Below are 26881 nucleotides of genomic sequence, written 5' to 3' on the forward strand. Positions count from 1 at the left end.
GAAGCTCGGCCGCGAAGAGTTCACTCGCGACATTCCGAACGTCAGCGAAAAGATGCTCCGCAACCTCGACGAAGGGGGCATCGTGCGGGTCGGGACGTTCGTCCGCCAAGGCGATATCCTCGTCGGCAAGGTCTCGCCGAAGTCGAAGACCGAACTGACGCCGGAAGAGAAGTTGCTGCACGCCATCTTCGGCCGCGCCGGCGAAGACGTGAAGAACGATTCGCTCGAAGTCCCCTCGGGCATCGAAGGCATCGTCATCCACACGCAAAAGTTCTCGCGCCGGATGAGCTTGTCGGAAGAAGAACGACGTGCCTTCGAGAAGGCGTTGAAAGATGCCGAAACGGACGGCAACGCGAAGATCGCCGCGACGTTCGGAGCGTTCATCGAAGAGATCGAAAAGACGCTCGGCAAGAAAATCGCCGACGAAGACGGCAATGCCTTGGTCCACGGCCAAGAGCATCGTTACGTAGCCGAGCAAGCCGCGCGGTTCAAGATCGACGTGCTCGACATTCGCAGCCCGCAACGGAAGACGGATGTCGAGAAGTTGCACAAGCAAATGTGGCCGGCGGTCGAAGAAGCGATCGACGAGCGCGATCGTCAGCTGAACTCGATGAAGCGCGGCGACGAACTGCGCAGCGGCGTGTTGCAAATGGTCAAGGTCTACATCGCTGCGAAGCGTGTGATCTCGGTCGGCGATAAGATGGCCGGACGCCACGGTAACAAGGGTGTGATCGCGAAGATCCTCCCGCGTGAAGACATGCCGTTCTTGGCCGACGGAACGCCGATTCAGATCATGCTCAATCCGCTGGGCGTGCCGAGCCGTATGAACGTCGGTCAGATTTTGGAAACGCATCTCGGTTGGGCCGGGGCGAAGCTCGGCTTCCAAGCCGTGACGCCGGTCTTCGACGGTGCGAGCGAAGAAGACATTCACAAGTGTCTCAAAGACGCCGGCCTACCGCTGTCGGGCAAGTCGCAATTGTTCGATGGTCGGACCGGCGAAGCGTTCGAGCAGAACACGACGGTCGGTTACATCTACATGTTGAAGCTGCATCACTTGGTCGACGACAAAGTTCACGCTCGTTCGACCGGCCCGTACTCGCTCATCACGCAGCAGCCTTTGGGCGGCAAGGCGCGGTTCGGCGGTCAGCGGTTCGGCGAAATGGAAGTGTGGGCGTTGGAGGCCTACGGCGCCGCTTACATCCTGCAAGAGTTGCTCACCGTCAAGAGCGACGACGTCGAAGGACGCACGAAGATTTACGAATCGATGGTCAAGGGCGAGAACACGCTGGAAGCAGGCACCCCGGCCAGCTTCGACGTGCTCACGAACGAAATCCGCGGCCTTGGCTTGAACATGCAGCTGGAGAAGCGCCGCATCTGAAATGACTAATGACTAATGACCAATGACTAACGCCGGTCGCACGGCGAGAGTCATTCGGTCATCGTCGTTACTTTAGGCATTTGACATTAGACATTAGTCATTCGAACACAACATTGGGTCGACCCAGGACCCCTTAGGAGAATAAACCATGAGCGTCGGCGAAAGCTCTTACGATCGGATTAACGACTACGCCTCGGTGAAGATCAGCCTCGCGCGTCCGCACGATATTCGTAGCTGGTCGTTCGGCGAAGTGAAGAAGCCCGAGACGATCAACTACCGCACCTATCGCCCGGAAAAAGACGGCCTCTTCTGCGAGCGCATTTTCGGCCCTGAAAAGGATTGGGAATGCTCCTGCGGCAAGTACCGCGGCATGAAGTACAAGGGGATGATCTGCGACCGCTGCGGCGTGAAGGTCACGCATAGCCGCGTGCGCCGCAAGCGCATGGGCCATATCGAATTGGCCGCGCCGGTCGTCCATATTTGGTTCTTCAAAGCGATGCCTAGCCGCTTGGGCAATCTGCTCGATATGAAGACCACGGCGATGGAAAAGATCATCTATTTCCAAGACTACGTCGTCATCGATCCGAAAGAGACGCCGCTCAAGAAAAACCAGATGCTGACGGAAGACGAATACCGTCAGGCCCGTGAGCAATACGGCGACGGCTCGTTCGACGCCGATATGGGCGCCGAAGCGGTGCGCAAGATGCTCGCCGGTTTGGAGCTCGTCTCGCTGTCGCAAGAATTGCGCAAGGCGCTCTCGGAAACCAGCTCGAAGCAAAAGCAGAAGGATCTGATCAATCGGCTGAAGATCGTCGAAAGCATTCGCGATTCCGACAACAAGCCGGAGTGGATGGTGCTCGACGTGATCCCGGTGATCCCGCCGGATCTCCGCCCGCTCGTCCTGTTGGATTCGGGCAACTTCGCCACGAGCGATTTGAACGATCTCTACCGCCGCATCATCAACCGCAACAACCGGTTGAAGAAGCTCGTCGACTTGAACGCGCCGGAAGTCATCATTCGCAACGAAAAGCGCATGCTGCAACAAGCGGTCGATGCGTTGTTCGACAACAACCGTTGCAAGCGCCCGGTCCTCGGCTCGAGCAATCGACCGCTCAAGTCCCTCACGGACATGATCAAGGGCAAGCAAGGCCGGTTCCGCGAAAACTTGCTCGGTAAGCGGGTCGATTACTCGGCTCGTTCCGTCATCGTCGTCGGTCCGCACTTGCGGCTGCATCAATGCGGCCTGCCGAAGAAGATCGCGCTGGAGCTTTATCAACCGTTCATCATTCGCCGCTTGAAAGAGCTCGGCCATGCCGACACGATCAAGAGCGCGAAGAAGATGCTCGAGCGTAAAGATACCGAAGTGTGGGATATTCTCGAAGAAGTAATTCGCAACCATCCCGTGTTGCTCAATCGCGCTCCGACGCTGCATCGCATGGGTATTCAAGCCTTCGAGCCGACGCTCGTCGAAGGGAACGCCATCAAGCTGCATCCGCTCGTCTGCAAAGGCTTCAACGCCGACTTCGACGGCGATCAAATGGCGGTCCACTTGCCGCTCTCGATCGAAGCCCAGGTCGAAGCCCATACGCTGATGATGTCGATTCACAACATCTTCAGCCCTGCCAACGGTGCGCCGATTATTTCGCCGTCGCAAGACGTCGTGATGGGTTGCTACTACGAAACGATGAACGTGCCGAATCGCAAAGGCGACGACATGATCTTCGGTTCCGTGTCGGAATGCATGCTCGCGCATGCGGTCGGCAAGGTCGATACGCATGCGCGGATCAAGTTCCGCCTGCCGAAAGATCGCCGCTTGAAGGGAGAAGGGGAACAAAAGCCCGGTATTCTCATCGAGACGACGATCGGCCGCGTCTTCTTCAACGACATGCTGCCCAAGGGGATGCCGTTCTACAACATCGCGATGCGTTCGAGCGAGTTGCAGAAGGTCATCAGCGACAGCTACCAGATGCTCGGCCGTCGCGCGACGATCGACCTATTAGACAACATGAATCGCTTCGGTTTCCGCATGGCGACGGCCTCGGGCCTGTCGTTCGCGACCGACGATCTCATCACTCCACCTACCAAGACGAAGATCATCGGTGAAGCGGAGAAGACGGTTCTCAAGTATCAAAAACTGTATCAACGCGGCGTGATCACCGAGCAAGAGCGTTACAACTCCGTCCTCGATGCTTGGACGCATGCTCGCGAACGCATCACCGCGGAAATGATGAAAGAACACGAGAACGATTATCGGTCGGAAGGCTACGTGAACCCGATTTACCTCATGGCCCACTCCGGCGCGCGAGGCGGTGTCGAGCAGATTCGTCAGCTGGCCGGTATGCGTGGTTTGATGGCGAAGCCGTCCGGTAAGATTATCGAAACGCCGATCAAGGCCAACTTCCGCGAAGGCCTAACGGTGCTCGAATACTTCAGCTCGACGCACGGTGCTCGTAAGGGCTTGGCCGATACGGCTCTCAAGACGGCCGACTCCGGTTATCTGACGCGTAAGCTCGCCGACGTCGCGCAGAACGTCGTCGTTACGATCCAAGATTGCAAGACGACGCAAGGCATCACGAAGGGAACGATCTATCGCGGCGAGAAGGTCGAAGTTCGGCTTTCCGACTCGATCCGCGGCCGTTGCAGCCGCACGAACATCGTCAACCCGATCACCGACGAAGTCATCGTTCGTGAAAACGATTTGATCACGCCGACCATCGCCCGCCGCATCGAAGACATGGGCTTGGAGAAGATCCAAGTTCGTAGCCCGATGACGTGCGAAGCGTCGCTCGGTGTTTGCCGCTTGTGCTACGGCATGGATCTCTCGACCGGTTCGATGGTCGAAGAAGGCATGGCCGTCGGCATCATCGCCGCTCAGAGCATCGGCGAGCCGGGCACGCAGCTCACGATGCGTACGTTCCATATCGGTGGAGCGGGCCAACGTCAGTTGGAAGAAAAAGAAATCAAGGCGAAGAAGACCGGTATCGTGAAGTTCACGCGCATGAAGGTTGTGCGCAACATTGAAGGTCAGCTCGTCGTGCTCACCCGCAACGGTGAAATCTCCTTGCTCGATCCGAAGGGTCGCGAGTTGGAGAAGTACGAGATCCCTGCCGGTGCCGTGTTGCACGTCGAAGAGAATGCGGAAGTCCAAGCAGGAGGCGTCCTCTGCGAGTGGGATCCGCATAGCATCCCGATTCTCGCGGAAAAAGCAGGCAAGGTTCGCTACGAAGAAATCATCGACGGCGAAACGGTCCGCAGCGAGAAAGACACGACCGGTAACATTCGTAAGATCATCACCGAGCATAAGGGTGAGTTGCACCCGCAGATCATCATCGAAGATGAGCACGGGAAGATTCTCGACTTCTATTACCTGCCCGAGAAGGCGCATCTTGAAGTCAACGAAGGTGAAATCATTACCGGCGGTAAGTTACTCGCGAAGACTCCGCGTGAAGCGGCAGGCACGCAAGACATCACCGGCGGTCTCCCTCGCGTGACGGAAATCTTCGAAGCTCGCAAGCCGAAAGATCCGGCGGTCATCGCCGAAATCGACGGCACGGTCGAGATCCTCGGCGAGAAGCGCCGCGGCAAGCGAACGATCATCGTCAAGAGCGAGAGCGGCATCGAACGCGAACATCTCGTGTCGCACGGTAAGCATCTTCGGGTGCATAGCGGCGACTACGTTCGCGCCGGCGAAGCGCTCGTCGACGGTCCTTTGGTGCCGCACGATATTCTCCGGATCTCCGGCGAAGAAGCGGTGCAGCATTATCTGACCCGCGAGATTCAAAACGTCTATCGCAGCCAGCGCGTGGAAATCGACGACAAGCACATCGAGATCATCGTCTCGTCGATGCTCCGCAAGGTGCGCATCGAAACCGTCGGCGACACCGGCTTGCTGCCGGGCAGCCTGATGGATCGCATCGAATTCCGCACGGCCAACCAAGGGCTGCACGGTTGCGTTCGCATCACGCAAAAGGGCGACAGCGAATTCGCCGAAGGCTCGATCGTTCCGAAGGAAACCTTGGAACAGGTCAACGCTCAGATCGAAACTCTCGGCGGCACTCCGACCAAGGGAGCTCGTCCGAAGCCGGCTACTGCGAGCACGCAGTTGTTGGGAATCACGAAGGCGTCGGTGCAAAGCTCCAGCTTCATCTCCGCCGCGAGCTTCCAAGAGACGACGAAAGTGCTCACCGAAGCGGCGCTGGCCGGCAAGGTCGACAAGCTCGTCGGCCTCAAGGAAAACGTTATTCTCGGCCACTTGATTCCTGCCGGAACCGGTTTCAAGACCTACCAAGAATCGGAAGTCCGGATCAATCCGCAAGCGTTGGAAGACATCGCCGCGGAGAAAGACAAAGTCTTGTCGCGCAGCTTCCCGCTGCTCGATGGTGCCGGCGACGGCGAACGGAAGCCGGCCGCCGAAACCAAAACCGCCAGCTCGCTCGACGCTTTGTTGGGTGGTGCCGGCGGAGAATAGTCTCTTCTCACCGACCTTTAGGTGAGAAGAGAAGCTAGGCCGAGCGGCGAGGTTTCGGTGAAGAACCGACTCGCCGGCGGCCGAACGAATGCAGGTTGCAGTACGAAGAATCGAAATGCGAAAAATGAGCGGTTTGCGTCGGGTTTAGGCCCGGCAGACCGGCGAATCGGGATCTTGGCTCGCCCTTGACAGGCACCGGGGTTTCGATAGGCTAAAAGGCTCGAAATTTTTCAAATTTCGTTGCATGGCCGAAGTGCTAGATTTTCAGGTTTGATTTTAAAGGGCCGTGGTCGAAACGGCCCCCTTGGATAACTCCCCTCCGGACGACGAACGGACCCGCGAATGCCGACGATCAATCAGCTCGTAAAGAACAACCGCAAGGCGCCACGCCGCTTCAGCAAGAGCCCGGTGCTTGAGAAGTGCCCGCAAAAGCGCGGCGTGTGCTTGCAAGTCAAGACGATGACCCCGAAGAAGCCGAACTCGGCCCTTCGTAAGATCGCCCGCGTGCGGTTGTCGAACGGCAAGGAAGTGACGGTTTACATTCCGGGCGAAGGCCACAACCTGCAAGAGCACTCGATCGTCCTCGTGCGCGGCGGTCGTGTTCGCGACTTGCCGGGCGTGCGCTACCACATCGTTCGTGGCGCGCTCGATACGCTCGGCGTTACCGGTCGTAAGCAATCGCGCAGCTTGTACGGTGCGAAGAAGTCGTAACGTGCGTCGCGGCTTACGAAGCCCGTCGGCCCTGTGCGGCCGCGCTTCGTAAGACTTTCACACGCAGTAATTCTAAAATCAGTCACTCTCAAATACCGAAGTCGTCAGCTTCTCGATAGGAATCATCAGATGGGTCGTATTACCGCCAGCCGTACCATGCTCGCTCCCGACGCGCGATTCAACTCGCTGCTGGTGAGCAAATTCATCAACTGCTTGATGTACGACGGCAAGAAGAATCGGGCCACGCGCGTGTTCTACGATGCGATGGACGTCATCGCGGACAAGATCAAAGATGCCGATCCGGGCGAAGTGTTCAATCGGGCCATCGACAACGTGAAGCCGGAAGTCGAAGTCCGCTCGAAGCGGGTCGGCGGTGCGGCTTACCAAGTGCCGATGCAGGTCAACAAGGTCCGTCAGCAATCGTTGGCGATCCGCTGGGTGTTGATGGCCGTTCGCGAAAAGAAGGGCCGCGCCACCCATGAGAAGCTCGCCGACGAGCTTATGGCCGCCTACAAGCGTGAAGGAACCGCCGTGACGAAGCGCGACAACGTGCATCGCATGGCCGACGCCAACAAGGCGTTCGCGCACTTCGCGTGGTAAGCTGCGGCTACGGTCGATAAGCTCCGGCGAAGATCGCCGAATGTCTGTAGAATCTCCAATGACGAACGAAGGTCTCACGACTTCCGTTCGTCATTTTTTTGTTTTGAGTTCGTCTCTCGTTCGTCATTCAGACCTTAGTCGTTAGGCATTCTCGGCCATGGCTCGCAAGCTAGAAAACATCCGCAACATCGGCATCATCGCCCACATCGATGCCGGCAAGACCACGCTGACCGAGCGGATGCTGTTCTATGCCGGTGCGATTCATCGCATGGGCGACGTCGACAAGGGAACCACGACGACCGACTTCGACCAGGAAGAGCAAGAGCGCGGCATCACGATCTACGCCGCTTGCGTGACGTTTCCCTGGCGCGACTGCGTCGTGAACTTGATCGACACGCCGGGCCACGTCGACTTCACGGCCGAAGTGGAGCGGAGCTTGCGCGTGCTTGATGGCGCCGTGGTCGTATTCAGCGCACGCGAAGGGGTCGAAGCGCAGAGCGAAACGGTGTGGCGTCAGGCCGATCGGCATCATGTTCCGCGGCTGGCGTTCATCAACAAGATGGATCGCGACGGGGCCGATTTTTACGGCACGGTCGAAGAGATGCGCAATCGATTGGAGGCGAACCCGGTGCCGATCCAGATTCCCGTCGGCATCGGCCCGCCGCATCTGCCCGACAGGTTCCGCGGGATGATCGATCTGATCCGGATGAAGTTCGTCACCTTCTCGGCCGAAACGCAAGGTCGCGAAGAGACGCTCTCCGACATCCCGGAAGACTTGGAACTCGACGCCCACGAATGGCGCAACAAGCTGTTGGAATCGCTCTACGACCAAAGTGCCGAGCTCATGGAGCTCGGCCTCGGCGATGCGCCGATTCCCGAAGAGTTGTTGCATCAGGTGATCCGCGAAGCGACCATCGCGCGCAAGATCGTGCCGGTCCTCTGCGGCACGGCGCTGGATCACGTCGGGATCCCGCCGGTGCTCGATTCCGTGGCCCGTTATCTGCCGAGCCCGCTCGACGTTCCTCCGGTCGAAGGAGTCGACCCGAAGAACCGCGAGAAGAAGCTCATTCGCAGCCCTGATCCCGAGGAGCCGTATTGCGGCTTGGTGTTCAAAATCCTTGCCGATAAATACGGCGATCAAGCGTTCGTGCGGTTGTATTCCGGCACGCTCAAGGCGAACAGCCGCGCGTTCAATCCCGACAAAGACAAGAAGGAAAACGTCAGCCAACTCTGGCACATTCAAGCCGATCGGCGAGAGCAGGTCGAGAGCGTCGAAGCGGGCGATATCATCTGCATCGTCGGCCTACGGCACTCGATCACCGGCGACACGCTCTGCGATGTGAAAGACCCGATCTTGCTGGAGACGATTCAATTTCCGGAGACCGTCATTTCGATGGCGATCGAGCCGGAAACCTCGGCCGAGCGCAAGAAGTTGGCGGAGACGTTGGAGATGCTGAAGCGGCAGGACCCGACGTTCCGCGCAGGCGATAGCTCCGAGACCGGGCAGACGCTCATCAGCGGCATGGGTGAATTGCATCTCGAAGTCATCAAACACCGCTTGCTGCGAGATTTCAAACTCAAGGTGAAGGTTCACAAGCCGCGCGTCAGCTATCGCGAAACGGTGCAGCGCGCGGTCGAAGCGACCGGCGAGTGTCGGCAGCAAGTCGCCGATAAGGCGCTGTTCGCGAAAGTGAAAATCAAGCTGGAACCGACCGGACCGGCGACGCTCTTGGAATCGGTCCATCGCCCGAGCGAACGACAAGAGCGGACGACGCAGGTCTTGAACTTGGCCGGCGATAAGTTGCCGCCGCTCTTCGCCACCGCGGCGATCGAGGTGCTGAGCCAGCAGTGCGAAGGTTCCGGCTTGGTCGGCTTCCCGCTCATGAAGCTCCGCGTGACGTTGCTCGGCGGCGAGTTCAACGAACTCGAAAGCAACGAACTCGCGTTTCGTCGGGCCGCGGCCGATGCCTTTCATCATGCGCTCGAAGCGGCGGGAGTCGCGCTGCTCGAGCCGATCATGAAGCTCGAAATCACGACTCCGGAAGAAAGCCTGGGCGAGATCGTCGCCGACTTGCAGCAACGCCGCGCCACGATTACCGAAACGCTGGTGCGTGGGCGGAACACGATCGTCGGTGCGCTGGCCCCGCTCGCCTCGCTGTTCGGCTACGCCGGCGCGATCCGCAGCTTGAGCCAAGGCCGCGCCAGTTGCTCGATGGAGCCGGCGGCTTATGGACCTGCGCCGAAGGAGGTCGCCGAGACGTTCATGATGTGACCGATTAACGGTGAGCGAGAGAAAAACACGCGGTCTGGCTCAGCTGAGTCGTGGTCGGAGCCCGAAGACTCGTAAAGTTTCATATTTTGCGACTTCTTCGATCTCTCCAGGCTCGCGTGGCTTCCGTAGTCTGCGTTGTTTGTCCGGTCGAAAAGTGGAAGATTGTGCGGTTTGTATGCGAATTTCGAGCGCGCGGCTCAATCGTGCTCAGGCCTGGCAGGGGAAATGCCGAAAACTTTGAGATTCATCCCGTTGACACCTCGGACTGACTCTCTTATTATTGCCGTTTCCCATTCGCGGAGCCGACTCGCATTGATGAGTCGCTCGGCCCTCTCCCCGGCCTATTAACACGGCTTGTGGGGAGTTTTCGGGGCCGAAACGCAAAAATAGTTTGATCGCAGTTTGATTTACGTATTCATTTAGCATGTTGGAGCCGTCCGAAGCGGAAACGCTGGGACGCAAATCGTGGCCGGAACATCGAACGAAATTATTCGCATCCGTATGGAAGCCTACGACCACTCCGTGCTCGACCAGAGCGCGGCGGAGATCGTCGACACGGCCAAGCGGACCGGCTCGGAAGTGCATGGCCCGATCCCGTTGCCGACCCGCGTCGAGCGCTATACGGTGCTCGCCGGTCCGCATATCGATAAGAAGGCTCGTCAGCAGTACGAAATTCGAACGCACAAGCGTTTGATCGACATCGTTCGCTCGACGGCGAAGACGATCGAGGCTTTGAATAAGCTCAGCTTGCCGGCTGGTGTCGACATTAAGATCAAGGCTTCGGCCCGTCACTAGTTTGGCTGATTTTCGACGCCGCTCCGCGAGTCGAAAATGGTTTGTCGCAAGAAAAGATTCGGAATTTAATCGGTTAAGAGTCGGATGGTTTCGTAGCTCAGCTGTATTTGAACTAACGCAGAATCTGAAATAACGAAGTCATGAACCTGGAAGTCTGTGGGGTAACCGGCGGCCTGTCCGCCAAGTCCCTGTAGGCAAAGATCACGCAAGGCAACGACGATGGCTATTGGACTACTCGGCCGCAAGGTCGGGATGACGCAAGTATTTGGACCCGCCGGAGAGGCGGTTTCCGTGACGGTGATCGAAGCCGGTCCCTGTCACGTGCTTCAATTGCGCTCGAAAGATCGCGATGGATATGAAGCGGTCCAGCTTGGTTTTGAAGACAAGCCGCGTCGGTTGGCCGCTCGTAGTGAGCGTGGTCATGTTGCGAAGCTCGAAAGCAAGCGGTCGAAAAAGCTCTCCGCCGGCGGCGTCGAGCTGGAAGGTAAGGCCGGCTGCGAGCCGCAACGCTTCATCCGCGAGATCGATCTCGACGGCGAGCATAAGGTCGGCGACAAGCTGACCGTATCCGTTTTCGGCGCCGTTAAGGCCGTCGATGTCACCGGCATCACCAAGGGTCGCGGCACCTCGGGCGTGATGCGTCGCCACAACTTCAAGGGCCAGCGTGCTACGCACGGCGTAAAGAAAGTGCATCGCCATGGCGGTTCGACCGGTAACAACACTTGGCCGGCCCGCGTTTGGAAGGGAAAGAAGATGGCCGGTCGCTACGGTGCCGAGCAAAGCACCATGCGCAACATCAAGGTCGTCCGTGTCGACGAAGAGAATAATCTCTTGCTTGTCCACGGCGCCGTTCCCGGCCCTGTCGGTGGTTATGTGCTGATTCGCGGCACGAATATGGTTCGCTAGTTCGCTGTCGTAAGAGATTCAAAGACTTAAAAGAATTGTTCCTGCCGGTGTTCCGGCCGTATTGGGATCGAAGAAATGGCTAGTTTGCCGATTTATAATCGCTCGGGCTCGCAAGTCGGTAGCTACGAGATCGACCCGACCGATCTCGCGCCGAGAATCAATAAGCAGTTGTTGCACGAAGTCGTCGTGATGTACCAAGCGAACAAGCGGTTCGGTACGGCGAAGACGAAGAGTCGTGCGGAAGTTGCCGGTTCGACGAAGAAGATGTATCGCCAAAAGGGAACGGGCAACGCTCGTGCCGGTGGTCGTCGCAGTCCGGTTCGACGTGGTGGTGGTCACACGTTCGCCAAGCGTCCGCGCGACTGGTACTTCCGCTTGCCGCGTAAGGCCGTGCAGCTGGCGACTCGGATGGCATTTGCCTCGAAGATCATCAGCGAGCAGGTCGTAGTGATCGACGAGTTGAAGTTCGCCGCTCCGAAGACGAAGGAAATGTATTCGATCTTGAAGGCCTTGAAGTGCGACGGTGCGAGCTTGTTGGTGACGACTGCCGCTTACGACAAGCTGGTGTATATGAGCGCTCGCAACATCGACAAGGTTTCCGTGTTGCATGTCGCCGACTTGAATGCCTTGAGCATTCTTCAGCCACGTAAGTTGCTTGTGACGCGCGAAGCATTGGACGCGATCAAGCAGCGTGCGGCCGCGAAGTCGGCATAGGCTGGGAAGTCGGCCAAGTGCCGATTGAAATAAGAGAGACGGTTTGCCGGGTGTGGTTGGTCGAGAAGATCTTAGGTTCGTGAGAAAGAGTTCGAGTCATGACCGAAATTGCCGCAACATCGACCCTGCTTCGCGCTGATCAAGTGATCTTGCGTCCGCTGGTTACGGAAAAGGGCGTGCATCGCTCTTCCCGCTACAACGCTTACGCGTTCGAAGTAGCCAAGGCCGCGACGAAGATCGACATCCGCAAGGCCGTCGAAGAGTTGTTCAACGTGAAGGTGGTTCACGTTCATACGCAGAATCGTAAGGGAAAGCCGCGACGCAATCGCTTCAAGTCGACGCACACGCGCGACTGGAAGAAGGCGGTTGTGAAGTTGAGTCCCGAGCACCGAATCGAATTGTTCTAAGCAGTCGAGCGGTGTCGGGAAGCGAGTGTTCGTCGTCGGTTTTCGGTTGGGTTGGTTTCGGCAGGTCGGGCTTCGGTGCTCGAACGCCGCATAGAAATAGTAAAAGAGATCGTTATGGGTATTCGTCGATATAAGCCGGTCACGCCAGGACGCCGCGGCGCCACGGTCAGCGACTTCGCCGAGCTAACGCCGGGCGCGAAGCCTGAGCGGAAGTTGATGATCCGCAAGAAGATGAAGGGCGGCCGCAATAACCAGGGCGTGATCACGTCGCGTCATCGTGGTGGTGGTCATAAGCGAAACACGCGGTTGATCGACTACCGCCGCAATAAAGACGGCATCGCCGCGAAGGTCGATTCGATCCAATACGATCCGAATCGTTCGGCACGCATCGCGTTGTTGTTCTATGTCGACGGTGAGAAGCGGTACATTATCGCTCCCGAAGGGTTGAAGGCCGGCGACGAAGTGATGAGCGGTGCCGATGCGGCTCCGACCGTGGGCAACTGCTTGCCGTTGAAGAATATTCCGATCGGCATGAAGATTCATGCCATCGAGTTGATGCCGGGCCGCGTTGCCGTGCTCTGCCGTTCGGCCGGGACCGGTGCGACGCTGGCCGCTCGCGACGGCGATTGGGCTCAGATCAATTTGCCGAGCGGTGAAATTCGCCGCGTGCCGGCCGCAGGCCGAGCAACGATCGGCATCGTCAGCAATGCCGACCACATGAACATCGTGATCGGCAAGGCCGGTCGCAATCGCTGGAAGGGAATTCGTCCGACCAACCGTGGTACGGCGATGAATCCGATCGACCATCCGCACGGTGGTGGTGAAGGTCGTACGAAGGGTGGTCGTCATCCGGTGAGTCGCGAAGGAAAGCTTGCGAAGGGTGGTCGCACGCGTAAGCCGCGGAAGCCATCGAACACTGCGATCGTTCGTCGTCGCAAGTCGCGCCGCTACGGTCAATTGAAGATCAGCTAAGACTGGTGCTTCGGTCGGCGATGGAATTAGTCGGAAGTTTTAAGACATAAGCTTTGAGATAACGGAAACGAGATTGCACGATGGGACGTTCATCCAAGAAGGGGCCGTTTGTCGACCCGAAGTTGTACTTCAAGGTCGATAAGCTCAACGAGCGCGGCATCAAAGAGCCTTTGAAGACCTGGGCTCGTCGTTGCACGATCGTTCCGGAGTTCGTCGGGCACACGTTCATGGTGCACAACGGCAAGCAGCACGTGAAGGTTCTCGTCACCGAGGAAATGGTCGGGCACAAGCTCGGCGAGTTTTCCCCGACGCGAACGTTCCGCGGCCACGGCGGCGTGAAGAAGGCAGAGCCTAAGTAGGCTCGCCGGCAGATCGCTTAGATCTCGGTCTGAGTGTTGTGGTTAGTAAGAAACATTGCAGTTAAGCGGTTCGGTGGTTAAGGACGCATTTCATGGCATACACGGCAACACACAAGCACGCTCGCATCAGCGCCCGTAAGGTGCGCTCGCTCGCGAACTTGATTCGCGGCAAGCATGTCGACGAAGCGCAAGACATTCTCAAGTACATGCCCCATCGCGGCGCACGATTGCTGGAGAAGGTCTTGAAGAGCGCTTTGGGCAACGCGGAAGATCGTCGCGAGGCTAGCGTTCAGAACCTCGTGGTCGTCGATGCTCGCGTCGACGGCGGACCGATGTTCAAGCGGATCAAGCCGGTTTCGCGCGGCCAGGCCTACATGATCAAGCGTCGTTCGAGCCACATTCGCGTGTCGCTCGATACGCTGAAGTAGTCTTCGCGAAGTGATGTCGAAGTCGGGTCTTTGAGTTCAACAACAAGTTCAGCTTTCGGAATCGGTTATGGGTCAAAAAGTCAATCCTATCGCTTTCCGCACCGGTGTCATGATCGGGTGGAAGAGCCGTTGGTGCGCCTCGAAGAAGGAATTCGGCGCGCTGTTGTTGGAAGATTTCAAGATCCGGAAGTTCATCAAAGAGAAGTTCCGCAGCGCCGCGATTCCGAAGATCGAAATCGAACGGACGCGCGACGAAGTCAAAGTCATTTTGTTCACGGCCCGTCCCGGCGTGATCATCGGTCGTAAGGGTCAAGAAGTCGAACGCCTCCAGGCCGAACTGCAAGGTTTGGTCGGTCGCCGGATCAATATCAAGATCGAGGAAGTCGGCCGCCCGGAAATTCAAGCTCAGCTCGTTGCCGAAGACATCGCCGATCAGCTCGCGAAGCGGGCCAGCTTCCGCCGCACAATGAAGCGCTCCACCGATCAAACGATGGAAGCGGGCGCAAAGGGTATCAAGATTCAATTGGCCGGTCGCTTAGGCGGCGCGGAAATGGCTCGTCGCGAGAAGCAAACCGCGGGTTCCATGCCGTTGTCGACGCTGCGGGCCAAGATCGATTACGGCTTCACGGAAGCCGTCACGCCGCAAGGTAATATCGGCGTTCAAGTGTGGGTTAACCAAGGTATGTACGAGGACGACGCCAATGGCGATGATGCCCAAGCGGGTCAAACATCGAAAAAGCCAAAGAGGACGTATAAAAGGTGATGCCACCCGCGGTAACCGCGTGGTGTTCGGCGACTTTGGTCTTCAAGCGACTCAAGGTGGTTGGATCAGTGCGGCGACCATTGAAGCGGGTCGCATCAGTGCGCAGCAATATCTGCGCACCGAAGGCCGTTTGTACGTTCGGATTTTTCCGCATAAGTCGATTACGTCGATCCCGCTCGAAACCCGTATGGGTAAGGGCAAGGGAGAGCCGGATTATTGGGCAGCTGTGGTCAAGCCGGGAACCGTGTTGTACGAAATTTCGGGCGTGCCCGAGTCGGCAGCAAAGATGTGTTTCCGCCGCTTGGCTCACAAGATGCCGGTCGGGGTCTGCTTCGTTCGTCGCCGAACGATGTAGTGTCTCGTCATGTAGATTGAGTTCGAATTAGTTAGCCTTGAAGCAGATAGCCTTGAAGGAAGTACGTCGATGAAGGCCGCAGAACTACGTGAGATGAGCGACGAGCAATTGTCGCTGACGTTGAAAGAGACGACCGAAAACTTGTTTCGGTTGAAGATGAAGGCACAGACCGAGAAGCTCGAGTCTCCCAGCGAGCTGATGAAGCATCGTCGGTTGGCTGCCCGCATCCGAACCGTTTCGCATCAGCGAGCCACGGCCAAAGCCGCGGCGGCCAAGCCGGAATCGAAGTAAGCCTTAAGGCCGAGCGCTTTAGGACCGTTGAAGTAAGTCACAGCAAAGTCATTAGTCGTAAAATCGAAGAGCGATAAGCGAAGTAAGCCATGCCTAAACGTGTTGCCGTCGGGACCGTGATGACCGACAAAATGAGTAAGAGCCGTCGGGTCGAGATCCCGCGCGTCGTGCATCATCAGAAGTACGGCAAGATCATCCATCGCAAGACGGTCTGCCATATTCACGACGAGAACAACGAGTCGCACGTCGGCGACATGGTCGAGATCGTGGAATGCCCGCCGAAGTCGAAGCTGAAGCGCTGGCAGTTGGTGCGGATCCTTCGCAAGAGCACAATCGTCGACTTGGCCGCGATGCGAGCGGCCGAGAAGTCGATCGACGACCCAAGTCTGACCTCGGAAGGTAACGCCAAGGCGGACAGCACCGCGAAGTCGGAAGCCTCGAAGTAGATTTTGTCGCAGCACGAATTTTCGATTCGATGACGTTTCGGGCGATCCCCGGATTCAAACACACAAGACGCAGCAGCCGATCGCGACGGACGTTTCCGTCAGGTCGCTTCGGCCGCAAGTAAGTTAGGTTTTCCGCTATGATTCAAATGCAAACGCGCCTGACGGTCGCCGACAATACCGGCGCCAAAGAAGTCATGTGCATCAAGGTGTTGGGTGGCTCGCGTCGCCGCGTCGCTCGCTTGGGCGATATCGTGGTGTGCAGCGTGAAGAGCGTGATCGCGGGAAGTGAAATCAAGAAGGGGCAGGTCGTTAAGGGCGTAGTCGTTCGCATCAAGGCGCCGACGCGCCGGCTGGACGGCAGCTACGTTCGTTTCGACAGCAACGCTCTTGTTCTTATCGACAACGATAAGAACCCTCGCGGGACGCGCATCTTCGGTGCGGTCGCTCGCGAACTGCGTGACAAGAATTACATGAAGATCGTCAGCTTGGCCGGTGAGGTGGTGTGATGAAAATTAAAGTCGGTGATACCGTAAAAGTAATCGCTGGTGACGACAAAGGTCAGACCGGTAAGGTCAGTCGCGTTCTCCGCGACAAGAACCGCGTCGTCGTCGAAGGCGTAAGCAAGGTGTTCAAGCACGTCAAGCGCAGCCAGAAGAACCCGCAAGGGGGCCGGCTCTCGATCGAAACGACGATCCATGCCTCGAACGTCATGCTGGTCAACCCGGCCGGTGAGACGACTCGCGTCGGCTTCCGCAAGACGGCCGACGGCGGCAAAGAGCGGTTCGCTCGCAACGGCGGCGGTTCGCTCGGTGCGGTAACGAGCCCGAAGACGAAGTCGGCAGCGAAGAAGTAGCTCCGGACGCGGAGTAGTTTCGGAAGTGGAACGAAGACGCGTTGCGGAAATAGAAATAGTCGAGTGATCGCGAAGCATAAATCAGTAAATTAGGTTGTTTGTCATGGCCGCCAAGAGCACGAAAAAAGACGCGAAGAACGCCGAAGCCGCGGTGCCGGCAGATATGCCCGCGATTCCGCGCTTGCAAGAGCGTTACCAAAAGGAAGTCTTGCCGCACCTGGTCGAGAAGCTCGGCCGAACGAATCCGCATTCGTTGCCGAAGCTCACGAAGATCGTGGTCAGCATGGGCGTCGGCTCGGCAGTCACCGAGAAGAAGCACATGGAAGAGGCGTTGACCGCCATGCAGACGATCACCGGTCAGAAGCCGGCTCCCTGCAAGAGCAAGGTCGCGATCTCGAACTTCAAGCTTCGCGAAGGGCTCGACATCGGTTGCAAAGTCACGCTCCGCGGTCCGCGGATGTGGGAGTTCTTGGATCGTCTCGTGTCGATCGCACTCCCGCGTGTGCGCGACTTCCGCGGCTTGAATCCGAACGCCTTCGACGGCAACGGCAACTACAGCCTGGGCCTAACCGAACAATTGGTTTTCCCGGAACTGAATCCGGACAAGTACACCCGTCCGCAAGGCATGAACATCGCGTTCATCACGACGACCGACAGCAACGACGACTCGCGGGAAATGCTCCGAGCGTTGGGAATGCCGTTCCGAGTGGAAGAAACGACGGGTAAGAAGTCGCCGGCGGCGTAAGCCGCGAGCATCGAGAATGTTTTAAAGACAGGTATCCGTATGGCTAGTAAATCGAAAATTGCCAAGGCCAATCGAACGCCGAAGTTTTCCAGTCGGCGTGAATCGCGTTGCAAACTGTGCGGGCGACCCCGCGCAGTGTATCGCAAGTTTGGTTTGTGCCGCATTCATTTCCGCGAGTTGGCCGACAAAGGTCTGATTCCCGGTATGCGCAAAGCGAGCTGGTAAGAGGGATGAACAAGTAAGATGATGACCGACCCTATCGCCGATATGTTGACGCGCATTCGCAATGCCGTGCGCGTTGAGCATCCTCACGTTGAAATGCCTCTTTCCAAAGTGAAAAAGGGCATGGCGGAAGTGCTTAAACGCGAAGGCTACAGTTGGGACTTCGAAGAAGTAGGTGAAGAGCCGCTCCGGCAACTTCGCTTGCATCTGAAGTACGGCCCGAACGGCGAGCGCGTGATTCGCTTCATCAAGCGCATCAGCACTCCCGGCCACCGCGTTTACAGCCCGTTCCGCACGTTGCGGCCCGTGCTCAACGGCCAAGGCATTAAAATTCTCAGCACCAGCCGAGGCGTCGTGAGCGATCGCGAAGCGCGGCAACGCCAACTCGGCGGCGAAGTGCTGTGCGAGTTGTACTAAGCTTGCGCAAGTAGGGCCGGTCTTAGGATCGGCGTTACGACCCGCTCTCGATAGCGACGACCCATTACGCGATATACAAGAATTCAATCACACAACGGTAGTCGTTCGCGGCGTCCTGCAGGCGAACCCGACGTGAAGGTAAGGTAACGATGTCTCGGATCGGTAAGAAACCGGCGAAGATTCCCAACGGCTGCAAAGTCGTCGTCGATAACGGGATCGTACGGATCGAAGGACCCAAGGGTAAGTTGGAGCAAGGGCTCCGCCCGGAAGTCACGGTCAGCGTCGATGCCGGCAACGTCACGGTTGCCCGCACCGAGGAAACGCGGCAAGGTCGTGCGATGCACGGTCTGTATCGCGCCCTGATCGTGAACATGCTCAAGGGTGTGAGCGAAGGTTACGTGAAGAAACTCGAAATCGTCGGCGTCGGATACTTGGCGGCTTTGGCCGGCAAGGTGCTGCAGATTCGGGCGGGCTTCGCCAACGAAATTCAGATGCCGATCCCGACCGGCTTGAAGATCACCTGTCCGGACCAGAATCACATCATCATCGAAGGAATCGACAAGCAACTCGTCGGCCAATTCGCCGCGGAAGTTCGCTCGATTCGTAAGCCTGAGCCTTATAAGGGCAAGGGAATCCGCTACGATGGTGAAGTCGTCCGTCGCAAGGCCGGTAAGGCCGTATCGAAGTAATGCGGCTTAACTAAAGCCCTGCGATCATAAAACATCACGCCGATAGAAACAGTCCACCGACAGAATTGACGAGAAGTAGCCGTGAGCCAATCTAAAACGATCAACGTCCGACGCGAGCGCCGTGGGTTTCGCGTCCGCAATAAAATCAAACGTGTGACGACCCGTCCTCGTTTGAGCGTCTTTCGCAGCAATGCGAATATGTATGCCCAGATCATCGACGACGCCTCGGGCAAGACGCTCGTCGCGGCTTCGACGTTGGAGAAGGGTGTCGCCGGCGGCAAGGGTGGCAATAAAGACGCCGCCAAAGCGATCGGCAAGACGATCGCCGAGCGGGCTCTTGCGGCAGGCATTAAGGAAGTCGCGTTCGATCGCGGCGATTACAAGTATCATGGTCGGGTCGCAGCGCTGGCCGAAGGGGCGCGCGAAGCCGGTTTGGCGTTCTAGTTCCGGTCGACAGGAATCGTACGCTGCGAAAAAAAGTGCGTAGCGCGATCCGTCGGTCGATAGTCCGAAGATTCAATAACCAGTTAGATTTATAGAGCGATGCGAGTATGAATCAGCCTAGCAGAGGACGCCAATCGGGCGACAATCGCGGTTCCGGCGGCGGCGAAGGTGGCGGCGGCGATAAGCGTCGCGGCCGCGGCGGCGATCGCAACCAAGGTGGCGGCGATCGCAAAGGGGATCTGATCGACAAGTTGGTCAAGATCCGTCGTTGCGCGTGCGTGGTCAAGGGTGGTCGTCGCTTCAGCTTCACGGCCATGGTCGTCGTCGGCGACGGCAAGGGGAAGGTCGGCTTCGGTTATGCCAAGTCGAACGAAGTCCCGCCGGCCGTCGAGAAGGCTACTCGCGAAGGTGGTCGCTCGCTGGTGGAAATCCAGATGACCGGTCACACGATCCCGCACTTGGTGCAAGGGCATTTCGGCTCGGCCCACGTCGTGATGTTGCCGGCCAGCGCCGGTACGGGCATCATCGCCGGAGCGGCCGTTCGCTCGGTGTGCGAAGCGGTCGGAATCAAGGATATTTTGACGAAGAGCTTCGGCTCGACGAATCCGCACAATCTAGTTAAGGCCACGATCGACGCGCTGCGGCAACTTCGCTCGCGCCAAGAAGTCGAGCGCCTGCGTGGAGTAAGCTTGTCATGAATCTGCACGACGTAAATCAAGGCATCGAAAAGCACAAGAAGATCAAGCGCGTCGGCCGCGGATCCGGTTCCGGGCACGGCAAGACCTCGGGTCGCGGGCACAAGGGCCAAGGCCAATTGGCCGGTTGGACGACCCACGCGGCGTTCGAAGGGGGCCAGATGCCTCTCTACCGACGCATCCCGAAGCGCGGCTTCAACAACCGTTGGGCGCTCGTCGTCAAGGTCGTCAACGTAGGCGACTTGAATGAGTCGTTCGACGCCGGTGCCGACATCACTCCCGAGTTGCTCGCCGATGCCGTCAAGGGTCGTTACGACCTGTTGAAGGTCTTGGGCGACGGGGAAATCACCAAGAAGTTCAAGGTCTCGGCGCATCAATTCAGCAAGAGTGCCGAAGAGAAGATCAAAGCCGCCGGCGGCGAGATCGTCGTCCTGCCGGGTAAGGCTCCGGTAAAGAAGTTCGAGAAGCGGGCCAAGAAGAAGACCCCGAAAGACACGAAGTAAGCGGCTTGCCGAATCGACCTGTTTGCATGGCAACGGGTTGATTTTCGCGGCTTGTTTGTTTCGTTTTAAGTTCGTCTTGTCGAGCTTTTCTCCGCGCCGCATACTACCTGCCTCGCCGCAACGGCGAATCGGATCGTGGTAGTATCGGTCGGGTATGCCGGTAGACCGATTGTTCGTTTAGCCGGCGACCGACGTTCGGCCTAGCTCTAAAGGACGGATCGCAAAGCTATGTGGGAAAAACTTCGTGTCGTCTTCACGATCCCGGAACTGCGTCAAAAGATTTTGCTGACGCTCGGGCTGCTCGCCGTCTATCGCATCGGCTTCTGGATTCCGCTGCCGGTCGTCGACACGGCGGCGATGAAGAACTACTTCGACGCCACGGCGAACGAAGGCCTTCAGAAGATGATTTCGCAGGTCGCTATGTTCAGCGGCTCGCAGATCAATCAGGCCACGATCTTCGGCCTCGGCATCATGCCGTATATCTCCGCTTCGATTATCTTCCAATTGCTCGGCAGCGTCTGGAAGCCGCTGGAAGAATTGCAGAAGGAAGGGGAGACCGGCCGTAAGAAGATCAACGAATACACGCGCTATGCGACCGTCGTGCTCTGTTTGATTCAAAGTTGGTTCTACGTCAGCTTTCTCGTCAAAGAGAATCTCATCAATGCGACGCTGCTTAACGACAATGGCGGCTTGTCGTTTAGTTGGTACCTCATCTCGGTACTGACGATGACGGGGGGCACCATCTTCCTGATGTGGCTCGGCGAGCAGATCGATGAGTTCGGCATCGGCAACGGCATCAGCTTGTTGATTATGGCGAACATCTTGGCGCGCATGCCGCAAGCGTTCGTCGAGTTGCTGCAACCGGTCTTCAAAGACGGCACGATCGCCTTGAGCGGCTCGGCAGGCGAAATCGGTTTGGATAAGTTGATCTTGCTCATCGCCTTGTTCGTCGGCGTGGTGTTCGGCGTGGTGTTTATCTACAAAGGCCAGCGTCGGATTCCGATGCAGAGCGCCAAGCATGTGCGCGGACGTCGGGTCTACGGCGGCAATCGCCAATATCTTCCGCTCCGCGTCAATCAGGCCGGCGTGATGCCGATCATCTTCGCGAGCAGCTTGCTGCTTTTCCCCGCCATCTTTTTGCGTTGGCTCGGGAGCGCGGTGAACAGCACCTGGATGTCGTCGATGGCAACCGCGTTGGAAAGCAGCAACGCTTTTACGCACAACTTTCTGTTCGTCGCGCTGATTTACTTCTTCTGCTACTTTTGGACCGCCGTAACGTTCAATCCGAAGGACATGGCCGACAACCTCAAGGGTTGGGGGTCGTTCATTCCGGGCTACCGTCCGGGCCGTCGCACGGCCGACTACTTGGAAAAAGTGATGGCTCGCATCACGTACGTCGGTGCGGCGTTCTTGGCGGTCGTCGCCATCGCTCCGACCATCGTTGCGTCGTCGGCCAGCATTCCGCAAGTGATCGCCGGGTTCTACGGCGGTACGAGCCTGCTGATCGCGGTGAGCGTGGCGGTCGACTTGGTGCAGAAGATCGACAGTCATCTCGTGATGCGAAATTACAAAGGTCTTACGGAGTAACGATTCCGGCGGAGTTCGCCGCCGCGGCTTGTCGGCGCGATACGCACGGAAGAAAACGGATCGGACTGGAAATAGGCTCGGCCGAGGATGACAAACGATGCGGCTGATTTTTCTTGGTCCGCCGGGTGCAGGCAAGGGAACGCAGTCGCAACGCTTAGTGCGATACCTGCGTGTGTCGCATTTGTCGACCGGAGACATGCTGCGGGCTGCGATTGCCGCACGAACTTCCGTAGGGATCTTGGCCGAAGAGTATATGTCGGCCGGGCAGTTGGTGCCCGATGCGATGATTTTGGATTTGGTTGCGAAGCGATTGGAAGAGGCCGACTGTGCGGCCGGGGCGCTGTTCGATGGTTTTCCTCGCACGCTCGGGCAAGCTCAGGCGTTCGATGATTACTTGCACGATCGAGGCCAGCCGCTCGATGTGGTTCTGGAGCTATGCGTTCCCGATCATGTCGTGCTGGAGCGGCTCGGTGGGCGCGGTCGAACGGACGACCGTCCGGAAGTGATCGCTCAGCGGTTGCGAGCCTATTGGGCTCAGACCCGGCCGCTGACCGAATACTATTCGCATCGCGGCTTGTTGGAGTCGATCGATGGTCTTGGTTCGCCGGACGAAGTGTTCGGCCGAATCAAGCGAGCCTTGGATTTGCGAAGTGCCGCAAAACCAAGACAGCGAGAAACTGCGTGAGTGTCGGCGAGATAAAGATTACGAAGAGTTCGAGACGGACGGTTGTTGAAGCGGTCCGCTAGGTTTTTGTTTTGCTGCGAGTGGAAAAGCGAGTATTTAGAACGTGGCGACTCTCCGATCACCGCGCGAAATCGGCCTCATGCGTCAGGCAGGCCTGGCCGTTTGGGGCGCCCATCAAGTCGCCGCGGCGTTGGTTCGCCCGGGCGTAACGACGGGCGAACTCGATGCGGCGGTGGAGAAGTTCTTCATCGAGCAAGGTGCGATCTCCTTGTTCAAAGGGTATCCCGGTAAAGTTCCGTTTCCGGCGGTCACCTGCATCTCGGTCAACGAAGAAGTCGTTCACGGTATTCCGGGCCCACGAGTGTTGAAAGAAGGGGATGTCGTCAGCATCGACACCGGCTGCAAGCTCAACGGCTGGTGCGGCGACTCGGCGATTACGCATCCGGTCGGTAAAGTCAGCTCGGAAGCGAAGCGACTGTTGGAAGTCACGAAGGGGACTCTCGATCTCGCGATTCAGCTCATCGGCGTTAAGAACCGTTGGAGCGAGGTAGCGCTCGAGATGGAACGCTATGTTCGCGATGCCGGTTTCTATGTCGTCGAATCGTTCGTCGGCCACGGGATCGGTCGCGATATGCACGAAGATCCGCAAGTGCCGAACTTCGTCAGCTCGCAATTGAAGCGTGGTGGGGATTTCGACCTTCGGCCGGGCCTAGTGATCGCCGTCGAGCCGATGGTCAACGCCGGCACGAAGCGCGTGAAGGCGTTGTCCGACCATTGGACTCAGGTTACTTACGACGGGAAGCCGAGTGCCCACTTCGAGCACACGATCGCCGTGACGAAGGATGGCCCGTTTTTGCTTACGGCCGGTCCGGATACCCCGGGCCCGAGCCTGTAATGAGTCGGAATCCGACGGATCGGCCCGCCTCGATATGGCGGTTTGTCGGAGCCGTTAGCTTCAATGGTTGATTTGGATGTTTAGGTAGGATGTGTTGGGGTGGTCGAAAGATTGGGAATGCCGAAAATCGTGTTCTAGGCCCTTGTGGAATCTCGCCGATTCTTCGTATACTGCTATGCTTTGAATCGCGCCGAGACGAGAGAGAGTGTCATGAAAGTCCGTGCCAGCGTTAAGAAAATCTGCGATAAATGCAAGCTCGTTCGTCGTCGCGGCATTTTATTCGTCGTGTGTGAGAACCCGCGCCATAAGCAGCGTCAGGGTTAGAACAGCGTAGAAGTTTCTCGGGTAGTCCGCTTGGATGAGCCCTTGCATCAATAAGCCAAGTTACTAAACATCGCCGAGTTCGATAGGTTGCCGCAGCGTCGTGAACGACGTCTTTACGGACCGGGAACTAGGTCGGGAGTGTAGGTTATGCCTCGTTTGCTCGGTGTGGATATTCCGAACGATAAGCCCACGTGGATCTCGCTGACGTACTTGTACGGCGTCGGCAACAAGGTCTCGCTAGAAGTGTGTCGCAAGGCCGGGGTCAACCCGCACGCACACGCCCGCGAACTCCACGAAGACGAGGTCGCTCGGATCTCCACGTTGCTCGACAAAGATTACACTTGCGAAGGTCAGCTTCGTCGGCAGATCGCGCAAAACATCGCCCGCCTGAAGGACATCGGTTCCTATCGCGGCGTTCGTCATCGTCGGGGTTTGCCGGTGCGCGGTCAGCGTACGCGGACGAACGCTCGTACCCGCAAGGGTCCGAAGAAGACGGTTGCGGGCAAGAAGGGCGTGAAGGATATGAAGTAGTCGCTCGTTGAGAACCTGGCGACTGCCCGGCCGATTGCGGCTCGGCTCGGTCGCGGTTCTTGCGAGTTGCTTTCCTCGCGTCGCTGCAAGATGTTGCAGCCGGATCGGAAGGCGATCGTTTTCATTCAATTATGTCCGTTTGAAATGTTAGGAGTGATCGGAACGTGAACTCGCAACCTACGCAAGGTTCGGCCGCAGCATCGTCGGCAGCAGGTGGTAAGCGCCGCAAGATTCGCCGCAACGTGACCTTGGCGATCGTCAACATCAAGGCGACGTTCAACAACACCGTCGTCACCGTAACCGACACCAAGGGGGACGTCCTCTGTTGGGCGAGCGCCGGCACGAGCGGCTTCAAGGGAAGTCGTAAGAGCACGCCGTTTGCCGGGCAATGCGCCGCGCAGCAAGCCGCGGAAAAGGCCTCGAAGTACGGTGTCAAAGAAGTCGAAGTTCGTGTGAAGGGCCCCGGTAGCGGTCGCGAAAGCGCCATCACCGCGTTGCAATCGGCCGGGATGGCCGTGAAGTCGATCGAAGACGTGACGCCGCTGCCGCACAACGGCTGCCGTCCGCCGAAGAAGCGCCGCGTCTAAGTTCGCCGGGCGATCGGCTTCCTTTGCCGATCGCCTTGCATTCCGGCCGCTCAAGCGGCTGTGGTGTTCGCTGGTTCCGGGTTTTGTGTTTTCGCGGTTTTCGTTCGGAGAGGCATCATGCGTATTCGTTGGCGTGGCTTTGAGTTGCCCAGTACCGTCACGTGCGAAAAGGAAAGCCTAACCGCGACCTACGGTAAGTTCATCGCCGAGCCGTTCGAGCGTGGCTTCGGAACGACCGTGGGGAACGCGCTGCGTCGCGTCTTGCTTTCGAGCCTCGAAGGTAGCGCCGTCACACAAGTGAAGATCCAAGGCTCGCAGCACGAGTTCACGAGCATTCCGGGCGTCGTCGAAGACGTGACCGACGTCATCCTGAACATCAAGTCGATCGTGGTGAAGAACCACAGCGAGAGCACGAAGGTTATTCGTATCGAGAAGAATACGAAGGGCCCTGTCACCGGTGCCGACGTGCAAACCGACGGCACGGTCGAGGTCATCAACAAGAACTTGCAGATCTGCACGATGACGGCCGATGTGCCGTTCAGCGTCGAAATGGTCATCGAAAACGGCCGCGGTTACGTTCCTTCGTCGGAGCATAGCCCGAACGTCGAGATCGGCATCATTCCGGTCGATGCGGTGTATAGCCCGGTCGTTCGCGTGCGCTATGAAATCGAAGAGACGCGTGTCGGACAAAAGACGAACTACGACAAGCTTACGCTGGAGATTTGGACCAACGGTTCGATCGGTCCCGAGATGGCTTTGGTCGAAGCGGCCAAGATCATGCGGAAGCACCTCAACCCGTTCGTGCAATACAGCGAATTGGGCTCGCAAGTCTTCGCCGAAAGTCGCGTCAGCGGCCCTGCGATGACCGATGCGGCCGGCGAAGCGAAGCTCAACATGAGCCTTGCCGAGTTGAACCTTTCGGTTCGTGCGATGAACTGCCTCGAATCGGAAAACATCCACACGGTACGCGACCTCGTCGTCCGCAACCCGGATCAATTGCTCGAAGTCCGCAACTTCGGCGACACCACGCTGAAGGAAGTGACTGAAAAGTTGACTTCGCTCGGCCTGCGCCTCGGCATGCGAGTGCCGGTGAGCGGCAGCTTCTAAAGACACGTTGAATACAGAGTTTCCAGTACACAGTTTCCAATACCGTCATTTTAACAGTGTGATAGTGCGATCGGCCTCGCGGCCCGTCGCGTTTCGACACGGATACGATAGCCATGCGACATCGCAGAAAAGGCCGAATCCTCGGCCGCAGTCCTAGCCACCAACGAGCCTTGTTGCGCAACCTCGCCAGCGCGCTGTTCCTTACGGAGCGCGATGCGGAGTTCGATCCCAACGCTCCGAAGGTCAAGGGCCGCATCATCACCACCTTGGAAAAAGCCAAGGAAGTTCGGCCGCTCGTCGAGAAGTGCATCACGCTCGCTCGTCGCGCCGTCGAACAACGGGCCGCAGCCGCCGAGTTCGGCAGCACCGCTAAGCGCAATAGCGAAGAGTGGAAGGCTTGGAAGCAAAGCGAGCGCTATAAGAGTTGGGTCAAAGCGGTCGGTCCGTCGATCGCCGCTCGTCGTCGCGTCTTGAAGATGCTCGGCGACAAGAAAGCCGTGAAGGTGCTGTTCGACGACGTCGCCGCACGCTTCAACGGTCGCACCGGCGGTTATACCCGCATCATGCGTTTGGCGAAGCCGCGCCTCGGCGACTCCGGCACCCGAGCCATTTTGGAATTCGTCGGCGTGCGCGATCGGGCCGCTCCGGCCGCCGCAGCCCCGGCCTTCGAGGGTGGCGAAGCTAAGAAGTAATACGCTCGCCGGTTACGCTAGCTGCGTATCGGCCTAGTGA

General features: G+C 58.0%; 33 protein-coding genes. All 33 read left to right on the forward strand.

Translation table 11 applies throughout. The features are described from left to right. A partial coding sequence (rpoB, locus tag K8U03_23750) for a DNA-directed RNA polymerase subunit beta (protein ID MCE9607910.1) occupies window positions 1–1378 on the forward strand: 1378 nt, incomplete at its 5' end. Window positions 1379–1526: 148 nt separating this feature from the next. Beyond that, window positions 1527–5846: a DNA-directed RNA polymerase subunit beta' gene (rpoC, locus tag K8U03_23755; protein ID MCE9607911.1), complete on the forward strand. Its 4320-nt coding sequence runs from the start codon at window positions 1527–1529 to the stop codon at window positions 5844–5846. A gap of 342 nt (window positions 5847–6188) precedes the next feature. After that, window positions 6189–6557: a 30S ribosomal protein S12 gene (rpsL, locus tag K8U03_23760; GenBank protein ID MCE9607912.1), complete on the forward strand. Its 369-nt coding sequence runs from the start codon at window positions 6189–6191 to the stop codon at window positions 6555–6557. Between the two features lie 129 nt (window positions 6558–6686). After that, a complete protein-coding gene (gene rpsG, locus K8U03_23765) occupies window positions 6687–7157 on the forward strand; it encodes a 30S ribosomal protein S7 (protein ID MCE9607913.1) in 471 nt (156 codons plus the stop codon). Between the two features lie 157 nt (window positions 7158–7314). Beyond that, window positions 7315–9429, forward strand: a complete 2115-nt coding sequence (gene fusA / locus K8U03_23770; GenBank protein MCE9607914.1) for an elongation factor G — start codon at window positions 7315–7317, stop codon at window positions 9427–9429. Window positions 9430–9894: 465 nt separating this feature from the next. Beyond that, complete coding sequence (gene rpsJ, locus K8U03_23775) at window positions 9895–10224, forward strand: 30S ribosomal protein S10 (GenBank protein MCE9607915.1); 330 nt, start codon at window positions 9895–9897, stop codon at window positions 10222–10224. A 252-nt stretch (window positions 10225–10476) separates the two neighbouring features. Next, window positions 10477–11130, forward strand: a complete 654-nt coding sequence (rplC, locus tag K8U03_23780; GenBank protein ID MCE9607916.1) for a 50S ribosomal protein L3 — start codon at window positions 10477–10479, stop codon at window positions 11128–11130. 75 nt (window positions 11131–11205) lie between these two features. Further along, on the forward strand, window positions 11206–11844 hold the full coding sequence (gene rplD, locus K8U03_23785) for a 50S ribosomal protein L4 (protein MCE9607917.1): 639 nt from the start codon (window positions 11206–11208) through the stop codon (window positions 11842–11844). 98 nt (window positions 11845–11942) lie between these two features. Then, window positions 11943–12251 carry a 50S ribosomal protein L23 gene (rplW, locus tag K8U03_23790; GenBank protein MCE9607918.1) on the forward strand — a complete coding sequence of 103 codons (309 nt, stop codon included), beginning with the start codon at window positions 11943–11945 and terminating at the stop codon, window positions 12249–12251. A 114-nt stretch (window positions 12252–12365) separates the two neighbouring features. Further along, window positions 12366–13223, forward strand: coding sequence for a 50S ribosomal protein L2 (gene rplB, locus K8U03_23795; protein ID MCE9607919.1), 858 nt, complete (start codon window positions 12366–12368; stop codon window positions 13221–13223). A gap of 80 nt (window positions 13224–13303) precedes the next feature. Further along, a complete protein-coding gene (gene rpsS / locus K8U03_23800) occupies window positions 13304–13582 on the forward strand; it encodes a 30S ribosomal protein S19 (protein MCE9607920.1) in 279 nt (92 codons plus the stop codon). Window positions 13583–13674: 92 nt separating this feature from the next. Then, entirely contained in the window at window positions 13675–14010 is a 336-nt protein-coding gene (rplV, locus tag K8U03_23805) for a 50S ribosomal protein L22 (protein MCE9607921.1), read from the forward strand. A gap of 67 nt (window positions 14011–14077) precedes the next feature. Next, window positions 14078–14773 (forward strand): 30S ribosomal protein S3, encoded by a 696-nt coding sequence (gene rpsC, locus K8U03_23810; GenBank protein ID MCE9607922.1) that lies wholly within the window; start codon window positions 14078–14080, stop codon window positions 14771–14773. Continuing rightward, window positions 14712–15128, forward strand: coding sequence for a 50S ribosomal protein L16 (gene rplP, locus K8U03_23815; protein MCE9607923.1), 417 nt, complete (start codon window positions 14712–14714; stop codon window positions 15126–15128). The genes rpsC and rplP overlap by 62 nt, the downstream gene beginning before the upstream one ends. Before the next feature lie 69 nt (window positions 15129–15197). Then, entirely contained in the window at window positions 15198–15419 is a 222-nt protein-coding gene (gene rpmC / locus K8U03_23820; GenBank protein MCE9607924.1) for a 50S ribosomal protein L29, read from the forward strand. Window positions 15420–15508: 89 nt separating this feature from the next. Continuing rightward, window positions 15509–15865 carry a 30S ribosomal protein S17 gene (gene rpsQ / locus K8U03_23825; protein ID MCE9607925.1) on the forward strand — a complete coding sequence of 119 codons (357 nt, stop codon included), beginning with the start codon at window positions 15509–15511 and terminating at the stop codon, window positions 15863–15865. 137 nt (window positions 15866–16002) lie between these two features. Continuing rightward, a complete protein-coding gene (gene rplN / locus K8U03_23830; protein MCE9607926.1) occupies window positions 16003–16371 on the forward strand; it encodes a 50S ribosomal protein L14 in 369 nt (122 codons plus the stop codon). Further along, window positions 16371–16718, forward strand: a complete 348-nt coding sequence (rplX, locus tag K8U03_23835; protein ID MCE9607927.1) for a 50S ribosomal protein L24 — start codon at window positions 16371–16373, stop codon at window positions 16716–16718. Before rplN ends, rplX begins: the two co-directional genes overlap by 1 nt. 163 nt (window positions 16719–16881) lie before the next feature. Then, window positions 16882–17463, forward strand: a complete 582-nt coding sequence (gene rplE, locus K8U03_23840) for a 50S ribosomal protein L5 (GenBank protein MCE9607928.1) — start codon at window positions 16882–16884, stop codon at window positions 17461–17463. A 39-nt stretch (window positions 17464–17502) separates the two neighbouring features. After that, on the forward strand, window positions 17503–17688 hold the full coding sequence (locus K8U03_23845) for a type Z 30S ribosomal protein S14 (GenBank protein ID MCE9607929.1): 186 nt from the start codon (window positions 17503–17505) through the stop codon (window positions 17686–17688). A gap of 18 nt (window positions 17689–17706) precedes the next feature. Continuing rightward, complete coding sequence (gene rpsH / locus K8U03_23850) at window positions 17707–18102, forward strand: 30S ribosomal protein S8 (protein MCE9607930.1); 396 nt, start codon at window positions 17707–17709, stop codon at window positions 18100–18102. A 149-nt stretch (window positions 18103–18251) separates the two neighbouring features. Then, window positions 18252–18791 (forward strand): 50S ribosomal protein L6, encoded by a 540-nt coding sequence (gene rplF / locus K8U03_23855; GenBank protein MCE9607931.1) that lies wholly within the window; start codon window positions 18252–18254, stop codon window positions 18789–18791. An 81-nt stretch (window positions 18792–18872) separates the two neighbouring features. Continuing rightward, entirely contained in the window at window positions 18873–19235 is a 363-nt protein-coding gene (gene rplR, locus K8U03_23860; GenBank protein ID MCE9607932.1) for a 50S ribosomal protein L18, read from the forward strand. A 107-nt stretch (window positions 19236–19342) separates the two neighbouring features. After that, a complete protein-coding gene (gene rpsE, locus K8U03_23865; protein ID MCE9607933.1) occupies window positions 19343–19933 on the forward strand; it encodes a 30S ribosomal protein S5 in 591 nt (196 codons plus the stop codon). Next, window positions 19930–20433: a 50S ribosomal protein L15 gene (rplO, locus tag K8U03_23870; protein MCE9607934.1), complete on the forward strand. Its 504-nt coding sequence runs from the start codon at window positions 19930–19932 to the stop codon at window positions 20431–20433. The genes rpsE and rplO overlap by 4 nt, the downstream gene beginning before the upstream one ends. 228 nt (window positions 20434–20661) lie before the next feature. Next, window positions 20662–22020, forward strand: coding sequence for a preprotein translocase subunit SecY (secY, locus tag K8U03_23875; GenBank protein MCE9607935.1), 1359 nt, complete (start codon window positions 20662–20664; stop codon window positions 22018–22020). 97 nt (window positions 22021–22117) lie between these two features. After that, window positions 22118–22705 (forward strand): adenylate kinase, encoded by a 588-nt coding sequence (locus K8U03_23880; GenBank protein ID MCE9607936.1) that lies wholly within the window; start codon window positions 22118–22120, stop codon window positions 22703–22705. Window positions 22706–22808: 103 nt separating this feature from the next. Further along, complete coding sequence (map, locus tag K8U03_23885; GenBank protein ID MCE9607937.1) at window positions 22809–23600, forward strand: type I methionyl aminopeptidase; 792 nt, start codon at window positions 22809–22811, stop codon at window positions 23598–23600. 210 nt (window positions 23601–23810) lie between these two features. Beyond that, on the forward strand, window positions 23811–23924 hold the full coding sequence (rpmJ, locus tag K8U03_23890) for a 50S ribosomal protein L36 (GenBank protein MCE9607938.1): 114 nt from the start codon (window positions 23811–23813) through the stop codon (window positions 23922–23924). Window positions 23925–24071: 147 nt separating this feature from the next. Then, entirely contained in the window at window positions 24072–24455 is a 384-nt protein-coding gene (rpsM, locus tag K8U03_23895) for a 30S ribosomal protein S13 (protein MCE9607939.1), read from the forward strand. Between the two features lie 164 nt (window positions 24456–24619). Then, a complete protein-coding gene (rpsK, locus tag K8U03_23900; GenBank protein ID MCE9607940.1) occupies window positions 24620–25042 on the forward strand; it encodes a 30S ribosomal protein S11 in 423 nt (140 codons plus the stop codon). Window positions 25043–25159: 117 nt separating this feature from the next. Next, complete coding sequence (locus K8U03_23905; GenBank protein MCE9607941.1) at window positions 25160–26149, forward strand: DNA-directed RNA polymerase subunit alpha; 990 nt, start codon at window positions 25160–25162, stop codon at window positions 26147–26149. Window positions 26150–26262: 113 nt separating this feature from the next. Continuing rightward, window positions 26263–26841, forward strand: a complete 579-nt coding sequence (locus K8U03_23910; protein MCE9607942.1) for a 50S ribosomal protein L17 — start codon at window positions 26263–26265, stop codon at window positions 26839–26841. Window positions 26842–26881: the final 40 nt, after the last annotated feature.

This window comes from Planctomycetia bacterium (assembly GCA_021413845.1).
GTDB lineage: Bacteria > Planctomycetota > Planctomycetia > Pirellulales > PNKZ01 > PNKZ01.

Bases quoted from the DNA above. Each gene is read 5' to 3' on its own strand.
- rpoC (MCE9607911.1), top strand. From the start codon at position 1,527: ATGAGCGTCGGCGAAAGCTCTTACGATCGGATTAACGACTACGCCTCG.
- rpsL (MCE9607912.1), top strand. From the start codon at position 6,189: ATGCCGACGATCAATCAGCTCGTAAAGAACAACCGCAAGGCGCCACGC.
- rpsG (MCE9607913.1), top strand. From the start codon at position 6,687: ATGGGTCGTATTACCGCCAGCCGTACCATGCTCGCTCCCGACGCGCGA.
- fusA (MCE9607914.1), top strand. From the start codon at position 7,315: ATGGCTCGCAAGCTAGAAAACATCCGCAACATCGGCATCATCGCCCAC.
- rplC (MCE9607916.1), top strand. From the start codon at position 10,477: ATGACGCAAGTATTTGGACCCGCCGGAGAGGCGGTTTCCGTGACGGTG.
- rplD (MCE9607917.1), top strand. From the start codon at position 11,206: ATGGCTAGTTTGCCGATTTATAATCGCTCGGGCTCGCAAGTCGGTAGC.
- rplW (MCE9607918.1), top strand. From the start codon at position 11,943: ATGACCGAAATTGCCGCAACATCGACCCTGCTTCGCGCTGATCAAGTG.
- rplB (MCE9607919.1), top strand. From the start codon at position 12,366: ATGGGTATTCGTCGATATAAGCCGGTCACGCCAGGACGCCGCGGCGCC.
- rpsS (MCE9607920.1), top strand. From the start codon at position 13,304: ATGGGACGTTCATCCAAGAAGGGGCCGTTTGTCGACCCGAAGTTGTAC.
- rplV (MCE9607921.1), top strand. From the start codon at position 13,675: ATGGCATACACGGCAACACACAAGCACGCTCGCATCAGCGCCCGTAAG.
- rpsC (MCE9607922.1), top strand. From the start codon at position 14,078: ATGGGTCAAAAAGTCAATCCTATCGCTTTCCGCACCGGTGTCATGATC.
- rplP (MCE9607923.1), top strand. From the start codon at position 14,712: ATGGCGATGATGCCCAAGCGGGTCAAACATCGAAAAAGCCAAAGAGGA.
- rpmC (MCE9607924.1), top strand. From the start codon at position 15,198: ATGAAGGCCGCAGAACTACGTGAGATGAGCGACGAGCAATTGTCGCTG.
- rpsQ (MCE9607925.1), top strand. From the start codon at position 15,509: ATGCCTAAACGTGTTGCCGTCGGGACCGTGATGACCGACAAAATGAGT.
- rplN (MCE9607926.1), top strand. From the start codon at position 16,003: ATGATTCAAATGCAAACGCGCCTGACGGTCGCCGACAATACCGGCGCC.
- rplX (MCE9607927.1), top strand. From the start codon at position 16,371: ATGAAAATTAAAGTCGGTGATACCGTAAAAGTAATCGCTGGTGACGAC.
- rplE (MCE9607928.1), top strand. From the start codon at position 16,882: ATGCCCGCGATTCCGCGCTTGCAAGAGCGTTACCAAAAGGAAGTCTTG.
- K8U03_23845 (MCE9607929.1), top strand. From the start codon at position 17,503: ATGGCTAGTAAATCGAAAATTGCCAAGGCCAATCGAACGCCGAAGTTT.
- rpsH (MCE9607930.1), top strand. From the start codon at position 17,707: ATGATGACCGACCCTATCGCCGATATGTTGACGCGCATTCGCAATGCC.
- rplF (MCE9607931.1), top strand. From the start codon at position 18,252: ATGTCTCGGATCGGTAAGAAACCGGCGAAGATTCCCAACGGCTGCAAA.
- rpsE (MCE9607933.1), top strand. From the start codon at position 19,343: ATGAATCAGCCTAGCAGAGGACGCCAATCGGGCGACAATCGCGGTTCC.
- rplO (MCE9607934.1), top strand. From the start codon at position 19,930: ATGAATCTGCACGACGTAAATCAAGGCATCGAAAAGCACAAGAAGATC.
- secY (MCE9607935.1), top strand. From the start codon at position 20,662: ATGTGGGAAAAACTTCGTGTCGTCTTCACGATCCCGGAACTGCGTCAA.
- K8U03_23880 (MCE9607936.1), top strand. From the start codon at position 22,118: ATGCGGCTGATTTTTCTTGGTCCGCCGGGTGCAGGCAAGGGAACGCAG.
- rpmJ (MCE9607938.1), top strand. From the start codon at position 23,811: ATGAAAGTCCGTGCCAGCGTTAAGAAAATCTGCGATAAATGCAAGCTC.
- rpsM (MCE9607939.1), top strand. From the start codon at position 24,072: ATGCCTCGTTTGCTCGGTGTGGATATTCCGAACGATAAGCCCACGTGG.
- K8U03_23905 (MCE9607941.1), top strand. From the start codon at position 25,160: ATGCGTATTCGTTGGCGTGGCTTTGAGTTGCCCAGTACCGTCACGTGC.
- K8U03_23910 (MCE9607942.1), top strand. From the start codon at position 26,263: ATGCGACATCGCAGAAAAGGCCGAATCCTCGGCCGCAGTCCTAGCCAC.